Annotated in this window: 9 protein-coding genes; 7 read left to right on the forward strand and 2 right to left on the reverse strand. The window is 35.3% G+C overall.

Annotated elements, in window-relative coordinates:
* Positions 1-4: 4 nt before the first annotated feature.
* The 5 genes from RGF10_RS09070 to RGF10_RS09090 all read left to right on the forward strand — a co-directional run bounded on the left by RGF10_RS09070 (position 5) and on the right by RGF10_RS09090 (position 6,310).
* Positions 5-283 (forward strand): DUF896 domain-containing protein, encoded by a 279-nt coding sequence (locus tag RGF10_RS09070; RefSeq protein ID WP_318508713.1) that lies wholly within the window; start codon positions 5-7, stop codon positions 281-283.
* Positions 246-1,127, forward strand: coding sequence for an Hsp33 family molecular chaperone HslO (gene hslO / locus RGF10_RS09075; RefSeq protein ID WP_318508714.1), 882 nt, complete (start codon positions 246-248; stop codon positions 1,125-1,127). Before RGF10_RS09070 ends, hslO begins: the two co-directional genes overlap by 38 nt.
* A 101-nt stretch (positions 1,128-1,228) precedes the next feature.
* A complete protein-coding gene (gene mnmA / locus RGF10_RS09080; RefSeq protein WP_318508715.1) occupies positions 1,229-2,344 on the forward strand; it encodes a tRNA 2-thiouridine(34) synthase MnmA in 1,116 nt (371 codons plus the stop codon).
* 1,089 nt (positions 2,345-3,433) lie between these two features.
* On the forward strand, positions 3,434-4,867 hold the full coding sequence (locus RGF10_RS09085) for an aspartate ammonia-lyase (protein ID WP_318508716.1): 1,434 nt from the start codon (positions 3,434-3,436) through the stop codon (positions 4,865-4,867).
* A gap of 129 nt (positions 4,868-4,996) precedes the next feature.
* Entirely contained in the window at positions 4,997-6,310 is a 1,314-nt protein-coding gene (locus tag RGF10_RS09090; protein ID WP_318508717.1) for an anaerobic C4-dicarboxylate transporter, read from the forward strand.
* A gap of 63 nt (positions 6,311-6,373) precedes the next feature.
* Here the strand turns inward: RGF10_RS09090 and RGF10_RS09095 are convergent, their stop codons facing one another.
* A complete protein-coding gene (locus RGF10_RS09095; RefSeq protein WP_318508718.1) occupies positions 6,374-7,120 on the reverse strand; it encodes an IclR family transcriptional regulator in 747 nt (248 codons plus the stop codon).
* 806 nt (positions 7,121-7,926) lie between these two features.
* Here RGF10_RS09095 and RGF10_RS09100 point away from each other — a divergent pair.
* Positions 7,927-8,928 carry a DUF3231 family protein gene (locus RGF10_RS09100; protein WP_318508719.1) on the forward strand — a complete coding sequence of 334 codons (1,002 nt, stop codon included), beginning with the start codon at positions 7,927-7,929 and terminating at the stop codon, positions 8,926-8,928.
* Between the two features lie 822 nt (positions 8,929-9,750).
* Here RGF10_RS09100 and RGF10_RS09105 read toward each other — a convergent pair.
* Entirely contained in the window at positions 9,751-10,311 is a 561-nt protein-coding gene (locus RGF10_RS09105) for a TetR/AcrR family transcriptional regulator (protein WP_318508720.1), read from the reverse strand.
* Positions 10,312-10,800: 489 nt separating this feature from the next.
* On the opposite strand from RGF10_RS09105, the gene RGF10_RS09110 reads away from it, so the two are divergent.
* Positions 10,801-12,135 carry an MATE family efflux transporter gene (locus RGF10_RS09110; RefSeq protein WP_318508721.1) on the forward strand — a complete coding sequence of 445 codons (1,335 nt, stop codon included), beginning with the start codon at positions 10,801-10,803 and terminating at the stop codon, positions 12,133-12,135.
* Positions 12,136-12,147: the final 12 nt, after the last annotated feature.

A 12,147-nucleotide genomic window follows, 5' to 3' on the forward strand; every position in this document is an offset into this window, starting at 1 on the left:
ATACATGATTGACTTTTTAGAACGAATTAATGAACTCTCGAGAAAGCAGAATGAAGATGGATTAACAAATGCTGAAAAAGTTGAACAACAGGTGCTTCGGGAAGACTATTTACGGGCAATACGTGGACAAGTGCTCCATACTTTCTCAGGAATGAAGATACTGGATCCACTTGGAAATGATGTAACACCCCAAAAAGTCCGCAAGTTAAATACAAAAGATGAATTAAAAGAATGGGAGAATAAAGGTGAAAGATTATTTAGTAAAAGCCATTGCTCACAATAAACAAGTGCGTGCATATGCCGCTATTACAACGGAAACGATTGAGGAAGCAAGACAACGCCATAATTTGCAAGTGGTTTCTTCTGTTGTTCTAGGACGTTCTATGACAGCTGGAGTCATACTTGGTGCCATGCTAAAAGGAGAGGAAAAACTAACTATAAAAATGAATGGTGGAGGACCAATTGGAACCATCTTAGTGGATGCAAATGCCAAGGGTGAAGTGAGAGGGTATGTTTCAAATCCCCAAGCGTACGCTGAGGTGAATCAGCAGGGATTACTTGATTTTAAATCAGTGGTGGGCACGAATGGAACCCTTTCCGTTACCAAAGATATTGGCTTGAATCACCCGTTCATTGGTCAGGTTCCCATTACGTCGGGTGAAATCGGTGAGGATTTTGCTTCTTATCTATTTCATTCAGAACAAGTTCCTTCCTCTGTTGGTGTAGGTGTACTAGTAAACCCTGACTCTACCATTCAAGCTGCTGGTGGTTTTATTATTCAGCTGATGCCAAACACTGAAGAAGAGACGATTCGTTTAATTGAAGAACGTTTAAAAACGATGCCTTCCATTTCTTCGAGATTAAAGCAAGGGATTACACCAGAACAAATTCTTAAACAATTACTTGGTGAAGAAAATGTCAGCATTCTTGAAACAATGCCAATTGAATTTCAATGTGAATGCTCTAGAGATAGAATCTCGAACGCTATTTTTAGTCTAGGAAGCGAAGAAATCCAAGATATGATCAATACGGATGGACAGGCTGAAGCACAATGCCATTTTTGTAATGAAAGCTACTATTATAGTAAAGAGGATTTAGAAACATTATTAAAAATGGGCGTTTCATAGAGTGCAAAGGAAGAGTAAACCATATTATAATCTTACCTTCCCCTGGCAGCAGGGGTTATTTTTTTGATAGAAAGTATTATAGAAAGATAGGAGAAAAACAAATGGAGAAAGCACCAAAAGACACACGTGTAGTTGTAGGAATGTCAGGCGGGGTCGATTCTTCCGTTGCTGCACTGCTCCTAAAAGAGCAAGGTTATAACGTAATTGGAATATTCATGAAGAACTGGGACGATACGGACGAATTTGGTGTTTGTACGGCGACAGAAGATTATGAGGACGTTATCCGCGTTTGCAATCAATTGGATATCCCCTATTATTCTGTGAGTTTTGAAAAGCAGTATTGGGACAAGGTATTCACCTATTTTTTAGAGGAATATAAGTCAGGAAGAACGCCAAATCCAGATGTAATATGCAATAAGGAAATCAAATTCAAGGCATTTTTAGATCATGCCATGAGTCTTGGAGCCGATTATGTAGCTACGGGACATTATGCACGGGTGGTCAGGGAAAACGGTAAAGTTCACATGTTAAGAGGGAAAGATGAAAATAAGGATCAAACCTATTTTCTAAATCAATTAACGGAGGAGCAGTTAAATAAGGTGTTATTCCCAATAGGCGATATCGAAAAACCAAAAGTAAGGGAAATAGCTGCCGAAGCAAATTTGGCAACAGCATCCAAAAAAGACAGCACAGGAATCTGCTTCATTGGTGAACGGAATTTTAAGCAATTCTTAAGTGGTTATTTGCCTGCACAAAAGGGGAATATGGAAACATACGACGGCAAAGTTGTCGGACATCATGATGGTTTAATGTACTATACAATTGGACAGAGGCATGGATTGGGGATTGGAGGCAATGGTGATCCTTGGTTTGTAATAGGAAAGGATATAGAAAGGAATGTATTAGTTGTTGGACAGGGTTTCCACAACGAAATGCTATATTCGGATAGCCTAATTGCAGATGATGTAAGCTGGATTTCAAAGGGTATTATAACAGAAACATTTGAATGTACGGCAAAATTCCGCTATCGCCAACAGGACAATAAAGTAACGGTAGAAGTGTTGGGTGATTCCAATGTTAAAGTCACTTTCCACGAACCCATTCGTGCCATAACGCCTGGACAAGCAGTTGTTTTTTATCAAGGAGAAGAATGCCTCGGTGGAGGAATTATTAACGAAGTGTATCGGGACGACAAACAATTAACCTATGTAGGATAACGGAGAAGCTGAAACAAAAAGCTGTCTCCAGTTTCGACCAAAAACCGTTATTTGATATAGAAAATGTTTTGGGTGATTAATTTAAGGTTTAAGGAATTAATGACATTACTCAGATGATTGAAGAGAATTTATTTTGATTTTTTCTTCTTATAGATTATTTCAAACTATTAAATGGTGCTCAGGAGTGGGTGCCATTTTTCATATTTAAAAAATTTTTTCTTGATCAACAATCGGGCGCCCTTTAATTGAGTAACGCTTATAAAAAGTACGGTGACAGAATAATACAATTTCAATTAGCAACATATGTAATTAGATTATTGATTTAGAGATTGTTTTATAAAGAGTACTTTAAACTTGTAATAATGAAGGGTTTAACAAAACGATATACGAAAATTTAAATAATCATAGAATTAGGCTGAGTTTTCTTGTGAAAGAACTCAGCCTATTTTCAATTTTTAATTTTGCCCTCAATACGAATTTAATCCATTGCTATCGTTTCTAGTCCATTACCTCAGACAAGAGAAAAGTATATAAACGGTAAAATTGTTATTGATTTTGTATTTGTATCTATTGATTTAATCGTACATCTCCATTCAAATAATAATCCGTTGTCCAAAGGTGACCGCCACTACTATCAATACTAAATCTATTTCATAAATCTAATTGTAGTTTGTTAATATTTGGTGCTACTTGAGGTTATTCGTCTAGAATATGATCTTCTAAAAATGGTTTGTATGAATTACAGTCGATAAATAATTGACCTCATAGGAACTAATCAAAACTGTAATATCTTTCTCTGTAACTGACTCATTTGTTTCCATATTTACAAATGCCTTTAATTCCTAACTTTTCCAATTGGGACCTTTTTCCCCTTCCCTGAGATGTATAAAGTTTATTCCTTTTAATGACGTTCACAAAATTTACTTTTTTATACTAAAAAAATGATTGAAACTTTTTATATATATGGTATTTTTATAAGTGTTCTCATATGATGAGATTATATCTCATATTATGAGATATAATTAAAAAAGGAGGCAATGACAACTTAATTGTTTGAAATCATTAAAATTAATATTGGAGGGCGAAAAAATGAGAAAAGAAAAAGATTCTCTTGGTGAATTGTTAATAGAGGATGAGAAATATTACGGAATTCAAACAGAGAGAGCATGTGCGAATTTTCCTGTATCTAGAATTTATGTAGGATTGTACCCAAAAATAATTAAAGCAGTTGCCCTTTTAAAGAAAGCTGCAGCAATGGCGAACTCCAAAATTGGAATGTTAGATCCTAAGATTTCAAAAGTAATTTGCCTTGCAGCTGATGAAATTGTTGATGGAAAGATGTCAGATCAATTTCCATTGGATATTTATCATGGCGGGGGAGGAACCTCTTTAAACATGAATGTTAACGAAGTCATAGCAAATAGAGCTAATGAGTTGTTAACAGGAAAAAAAGGGTATGAAAAAGTTCATCCTAATACTCATGTAAACATGGCTCAATCAACAAATGATGTTATTCCTAGTGCAATTCATATTGCATGTTACTCCTATATTGAAGAGTTAATACCTGTTCTGGAACAATTAGAAAAAGAATTAGAAAATAAAATGATAGAGTTTGAAAATATCGTGAAAATTGGTAGAACATGTTTACAAGATGCTGTTCCCCTTACATTGGGTCAGCAATTTAGCGGTTATAAATACTTTATTTCTCGAAATATTGCAGAGGTAAAAGAAGTACAAAAGCAGTGTTTACCACTTCCATTAGGTGCAACAGCTGTTGGAACAGGCCTTGGGGCATATCCAGGTTATTTAGAAAATGTATATGAGATTTTACCGACAGTTCTTGCTGTTCCTTTTTATAAAAGTGAAAATTTCTTTGATAGCCTCCAAAATGGGGATTTCTATCTAAAAGTATCATCTGTCTTGAGGGGGCTTGCTACAGGTTTATCAAAGATGGCCAGTGATTTTAGATTGCTATCTTCGGGTCCACGTGCTGGTTTATCTGAGATTACACTTCCATCTGTACAGCCTGGTTCATCAATTATGCCTGGAAAGGTGAATCCAGTTATACCTGAAATGGTTATGCAAGTATGTTTCCAAGTTTACGGAAATGACACTGCTATCATGATGGCAGCTGACCGAGGTGAATTGGACCTAAATGTTTGGGAACCACTTATCATACAAAATCTTTTTAATTCATTTGAGTTGTTAAATAATTGCATTACATTATTTATTGACAAATGCATAATTGGTATTGGTGCAAATATCGAGATTTGCGAGAATAATGCTCATTCTTCATTAGCACTATCAACTGTTATAGCAGCTTTATTTGGATATGAAGAAGCTAGTAAAGTGGCAAAAGAAGCACATTTGAAAAATTGCACAATTAAAGAAATTGTTATAGAGAAGGGTATTCTCTCTGAAGGAGAAGCTGATTTATTGCTTAATCCGTTACAATTATCTAATCCTGAAAAAAGCGGGGAAATATTTGCTAGCTTTAAAAATATGCACGGACATGACAAGTAGAAACAAATTTTACTAGTTTATAGTTGAATTTTAAAAGTATAGATGTAGGCATCCGAGAATCAATTAAAAAAGAAAGTGTATGTAAGTTACTGATTAAAACAAAATATTCTCGTTTGGAGGAAAGGCATCATGTTTTGGATTCAGTTTCTTATTGTTATGGCCTGTATAATTATTGGTGCTCGTCTTGGTGGGGTTGGCTTAGGAGTTATGGGAGGGGTCGGTCTTGCAATTCTTATATTTGGGTTCGGTCTTCAGTCAACCTCAGCACCTATCGATGTAATGTTAATGATTTTGGCTGTTGTAACAGCTGCGGGGACGCTTCAGGCGGCAGGGGGAATGGAATATTTAGTTTTCTTGGCTGAAAAGGCACTTAGAAAACACCCTAAGTGGATCACATTTATTGCTCCATTAGTTACATACTTTTTTACTTTCTGTGCTGGAACAGGCCATGTTGCCTATTCAATCTTACCTGTCATTGCAGAGATTGCACGAGAGTCAGGTATTCGTCCTGAGCGGCCAATGTCCATTGCTGTAATTGCCTCACAACAAGCGATTACGGCTAGTCCCATATCTGCTGCGACAGTTGCTCTGTTAGGCTTATTGTCTGATTTTAATGTAACGTTGTTTCAAATCATGATAATCTGTGTTCCTAGTACTTTTATTGGTAGTTTTATTGCTGCTTTTGTTGTTAGTAAGATGGGGAAAGAACTAGATATGGATGAGGAATATTTAAAACGTCTTGAATCTGGTCTTGCTCCTATTAAAAAAGACAAAAAGAACCTTATACCAACACTAAGTGCAAAACTTTCAGTCAGTTTGTTCATTTTGGCAGCATTATCAATAGTAATTTTAGGTTCATTTGAAGGTCTGCGCCCTGGCTGGGAAATTGAAGGTGTATTTACACGAATGACCATGTCGATTGCCATTGAAATAGTAATGCTTTCAGCTGCAGCACTTATGATCATTTTATGTAAACCGAAAGTAGAAGAGATCGTTAATGGTAGTGTTTTTAAAGCAGGTTCAGCCGCAGTTGTAGCCATCTTTGGTATTGCTTGGATGGGAGATACATTCTTCCAGGGCAATATGACCTTGATTTCCGAATCGGTTTCAGATCTAGTAACAACTGCTCCGTGGTTGTTTGCGATCGCTTTATTTGGACTTTCAATTCTATTATTTAGCCAGGCAGCAACCATTCGTACTTTTATGCCTTTGGGAATTGGACTTGGGATTAACCCGGCCTTATTAATTGCAATGTTCCCAGCAGTCAATGGATATTTCTTTATCCCGAATTATCCAACTGTAGTTGCAGCTATCAACTTTGATTCAACTGGAACGACTAAAATTGGTAAATACATTCTAAACCATAGCTTTATGGTTCCAGGCTTGGTTGCTTGCGCAACATCGGTTGTAATCGGCATCCTACTCAGTATGGTAATCTTATAAATATAAAAAGCTATCTTTTTTAAGATAGCTTTTTTGTATGGTTCTCCCTTTTATTGTATTAGCTCATAATAATGAACTTATTTCTTTAGAGTACAATTTAAGTAATTCCGAAAATTGAACAATTCTTTGTTCGTTAAGTCGTATTTCAGGTGTTGCAATGCCCAACGACCCCTCGATCCCTTTTGGTCCAAAAATTGGTACGGCAATACCAGCAGTTCCTAATGTAGTTTCACCGTAACTTACAGCATAACCACGCATGCGAATTAACTTTAAATCATTCAATAAAGCATCTTCATTATTAATTGTCCGTGATGTGCGTATTTCAAATTTGCAATGTTTAATATAGTTTTCTTGTTCGTCAAGGTTCATAAATGCAAGAATTACTCTCCTTGTAGCCGCAATGTGAAGTGGTAACCTAATACCAATTGGTTCAAACACACGCAGTTGTTGATCGCTGTCGACTGAATCTACGAGTAAAGCTTCGTTAGAGTTAACTAAAATATTGAGATAGACAGATTCCCCTGTCTCCTTTAATATTTTCTCCATGAACGGTCTAGCTATATCACGTATTGAGAATAAAGATTGTGCTTGAAAACCTAGTTCGATTAAGGTTGGTCCTAGGAAAAACTTTTTGCTCTCCAAATTTTGACCAACAAAACCGTATCTCTGCATATCTTGTAAAATCCGGTGGGTTGTCGCTGTATTATAACCTGCAATACGGGATAGTTCCCCAGCACCCCATTCCTTTCTTCCATCTCGTGGTTTTAATAAGCTAAGTAATGTAAAAGCTTTATTTAGTAATTCAGACATATATGTTTAATCCTTTCTATTTTCAGTAATTAATATTGCTACTATAATCTACTTTTAAAAGTAATATTTTTGAAAACAATTTCTAGATTTTTGTTCGTTTTTCTGGAATGGAAGAGTTTTCGAAAAGTTGTAGGTGAAATTAATATCGTTTTCTTGGTATACTTGGTTAATTTCTCACTTTTTATTTGGATGTTTGCGACAAGGTGTTGGGTTTAAGACTAGACTACTTTGAGAATTATATTGCCCCCGTAATTATCTTATAGAAGAGAGAATCAATTATCAACGAGAAATGATTTAAAAAGAAAATGAAGATAGCATTAGAGGAAATTAATATTAATAGATCTCTTTTATATTTATAAATGGCACTCAGGAATAGGTGTCATTTTTCGTATTTATTAATTTTTTTCTTATTCAACTATCGGACCAGATTGTTGAGGAAATTTTCACGTGTTCGTGTTGAATAATGATTAAGATTGCGAATGATTACATTTAAACGAAACATTTTAATTGAACAATAAGTTCCGCATATTATCCATCCTCTATACTAGGGATCCTGGCTGCATAGATTAATAACAGGTTTTTTAACTGAAATACAAGTTTCAGGTCTAAGAACTAAACGTAAAAAAATCCCTAATCATAGTCAAGAAGAATACAAGACAATACTTAGAAATTTCATATTAAAAAACACATAATCATCCATTTGTGTTTTTTAGTTGCCGCAGGCTTTATAGGTAAGGATTGTTATTTGAATAATATAAGGTGTTGTGGGTAACGATAAGTTCGATTGTAAAAAGGAGGGAAAATAAGTGAGAGATCATTTAATACTAACAGCTTCAGAGATTGGGACCTTATGGGGACAATATATTAATGGAACAATGATGGATATCGTAAATCGATACATGGTTTCAATTATTGATGACCAAGGTATAAAAAACATATTTGAAGATGCTGTTCGTACCTTCTATAAACAAAAAGAACAGGTGGCTTTTTTTATCCAAAAAGAGGGGTTTCCAGTTCCAGTTGGTTTTACTGAAGAGGATTTACGAAAAGCACCCAGGCTGTTCTCAGATCTTTTTTGTTTGAATTACTTACATATTATGACTTTACATGGATTAATTGGGCACAATATATCGTTAAGTGTGAGTGTTAATAAAAATTTACGAGAGTTTTATGACTCTTGCGATAATGAAGGAAAACGCATGTTTAAATTAACAACAGATATGTTATTAGAGAAAGGAAGTTTACAACATGAACCTTATTTTTATCCAACAGAAGAAACTGAATTTGTTTCTGAATCAGGCTTTATCAGTTCATTTTTAGATCCAGATAGACCAATTTCTGCAACGGAAGTAATAAACCTCTCCTTCAACTTAAAAAAAAGCATGTTGGGGAAAACGTTGGCAATCGGGTTTAGTCAAGTCGCAAAAGAGCAGGAGGTTATTACTTTCCTTTTGAAAGCTATTAAAAAGTCAGAAAACCATACCAGTGGCTTAGCCGAAATCTTGAAAAAAGAAAATCTCCCTTTACCACAATCATTCGATTCCGAAGTGACAACATCAACAGAGTCACCATTTTCAGATAAACTCATTATGTATCATATTGGCTTTTTGATTCAAACTGCACAAGCCTACCACGGTATTGGTTTATCAGGTGCAATGAGATCAGATTTAGCAATCGCATATGAGAAAACCATTTTGGAGAATTTAGCAGCTACTAGAAAATGGTTTGCAATCATGGTCAAACACAAATGGCTGGAACAACCTCCCTTAGCTGCAAATCGCAAAAGAATAGCAGTAGAAAAAAAGTAAGGATCTTTGGTCTGAGATTTTTACTTTTTTTCTTTAAAGAGTCTATATGGATATTCTTGTAATAACAAAACTAACTAGTGCGGATTACTTGAACAGAGAAGAAAGGCGAAAGAATTCTGAACATCCCTAAGAAACAGATACAGTTGCTTTAGTAAAAAAGTTACTTTCGCATCTCTTTCATATTTTTAATATTCCACAATCGAGCGCATTTCTCATACATACAAGAGATGCGCCTAATTTTATTATGGGCCATATTGTTTAGTAACGAATCTAAAGGAAATTACCACTTTCATTAGACAGGAGAACATGGTTTCTTTTTCTTCACATATTAACTGGCACAAGTGTATTTGAACTATTAAAAAACTTAGAAAGGAATCACTCAAAATAATGTCAAATAAGTCGTGTTAAATTTTGATATCAGTTTAGAGGAGAGGAAAAAAACATAAGATTAATTGTAGTATATTCCTTCCTTTTCCATACCTATAGCTCTATTGTCCACAAAATCTTACTGCAGGGGACGTATATCCATTCAATCCTCAATTCCATTTGACTCGAAATAATTTGGGACTGTACGCTGCTCATTGAAATTTTAAATTGACTCAATCTGTTCCTGCAAGTCTGTAGAAAGTAGGAACGATTAGGAAAAATTCTTCGGTCAAGACCGGAATAGAACGCAGATCCTCGTGCAGTTCAAACGGTGAACAGAAGCCAATGTCCATGATACTGCATGTCTATCTTTTTTTAAGCCCCTTTATACCAGATGTAATAGTGCAACTTTTCCTAGTTCCTAAGATTAAAGAATGCGGTTTATTTTCGGGCCTATTAATTTGTAATTCTATTGACACAGCTAACCTCAATATAATACATGACTGTTTCTTCAGGTGAGTATTCCATACTTTTATCAATCCACCATCTTACTGTTTCTACAAAGCTACCTACGAGATGATTTAAAACGAAATCGGCAGGGGCATTCACTTTTATCTCATTCAGATACTTTGACAACATCGCTGTAAGGTATTCTTTAAAATACCTCATAAAGAGTTCGCCACTTTCGCAGGATAAAATACCCACAATGTTCCTTTTACTGTCCTTCAAATGATGGAGGATATGTGTAAGCTTCGCGTCGATACCGTTGTATTCACTCGAAAAATCATGGGTATTTTCTGGCACGAGTTCATCCGAAAATACATGACTGAAGATATCGGTACACATTGCTTTAAGTAGCTCGTCCTTTGTTTCAAAATGAGCATAAAAAGTGCTTCGACCAATATTCGCTTCATCAATGATTTCCTGCACGGTTATATTTCTATACCTCTTCTGTTCAATCAATTTGCTGAATGCCTTGAAGATAGCATCTCTTGTTTTTTGTTGCCTTCTGTCCACGTACTTACCTCCTGTACAAATACCATTGGAATGTTCAGTAACTTACAGACTGACCATTTTAATTATTGAATATCGAATCGAATAAAAATATGATTTTATAAAACTATATGTTCGATAACATACAAATTGTATCGTTGTTTGAATAACAAAGCAACAGGAGGAATCTACATGAAAATCTTTATAAAACTTAGTGCAAATAGGTTACGTTATCAAAAAAGCAGATGTAGCACATCAAAAGAAACTAGCAGCAATTTTATTTACATGTTATTGAGCTTTGCTTTTAATGTACAAAATAAAATGAAATGATTGAAGAATAATATTTAGCTATTATGGACATAAAACGAAAAATTAACTTCGAAAAGGGAATATTTCTTTCTGACCACATAGAAACGTATGTTGTAGATGCAGGTCGCCAAGGAAACGAAGAACAAGTTTTAGAGGACATGAAAACAGCACTAGACAATTTTATTCATTATGGAGTCACTTAAAATGGAAGATACCACAATACAAAATAAAACCACTAAGCAAAAACTTTCCATCATCTTTGCCTTAGCAATACCCGCAATGATTGAAAATATATTACAAACCATAGTTGGGTTTGTAGATACTCTATTTGTTGCAAAATTAGGTTTAAATGAGGTCACTGCAGTAGGTGTGGCTAATGCAGTATTAGCTGTCTATATTGCTGTTTTTATGGCAATAGGGGTAGGAACATCTTCACTTATTGCCCGAAGTATAGGGGCAGAAGATATTTCAAAAGCAAAATCCATTGCTCGGCAATCAACCATCTTATCATCTATTCTTGGACTGCTATTTGGTTTGATTACCCTCTTTTTTAGCGAACCACTACTCCGTTTAATGGGAGCAGAATCAAAAGTTTTAACAGATGGAGTCACTTACTTTAGTATAGTTGCCATTCCTTCTATTTTTATCTCACTCATGTTTACCTTTGGCAGCATTCTTCGAGCTGCTGGTGATACAAAAACTCCTATGAAGGTTAGTTGGTGGATTAATCTTATTCACATAGGATTAGACTATGTATTAATTTTTGGGATCTTTGGAATAGAAGGACTAGGAGTAGCAGGGGCCGCATGGGCAACAGTTATTGTACGAATCATTGGTACACTTCTGTTGTTTATCAATATTAAAAGGTCAAAAGTGTCCTTTCTATTATTTGGGAGTTCCTCAAGGAAAGATACCTTGTCTATTTTAAAATTATCTACTCCTACAGCAATTGAACGTTTAATTATGCGGTTCGGACAGGTACTTTATTTTGGATTGATACTCAAGATTGGGGCTGATGTCTATGCTTCCCATTCGATTGCAGGAAATATCGAAACATTTTCTTACATGCCAGGTTATGGTCTGGCTATTGCTGCCACAACTTTGGTAGGGCAAAGTATTGGAGGTAAGCAATACAAAGACGCTTATAAGTACGGAATGATTACTACAGTAGTGGCAATTATTTTTATGTCCTTTATAGGTGTTCTTTTATTCTTCTTATCCCCTTGGTTCGCCACTTGGTTTACCACAGATAAAGATGCAATAGATATGGTTGTAACAGCATTAAGGATAGATGCTTTTGCTCAACCTGCATTAGCTATTGGATTAGTTTTAGCAGGAGCATTACAAGGAGCAGGAGATACAAAAAGTCCTATGTATAGCACAGCTATTGGTATGTGGCTGATTCGTGTAGTGGGAGTATTTGTACTTGGAATTCATTTTGAAATGGGAATAGCAGGAGTTTGGCTTTCAATTGCAATAGATTTATATGTCCGAGCTATATTTCTGTTTTTCAGATTTAAGCAATTCAAGAATAAATAAAAGTATCAATAA

Origin of the sequence: Bacillus sp. T3, assembly GCF_033449965.1 — a bacterium.
Classification (GTDB): domain Bacteria; phylum Bacillota; class Bacilli; order Bacillales; family Cytobacillaceae; genus Bacillus_BU.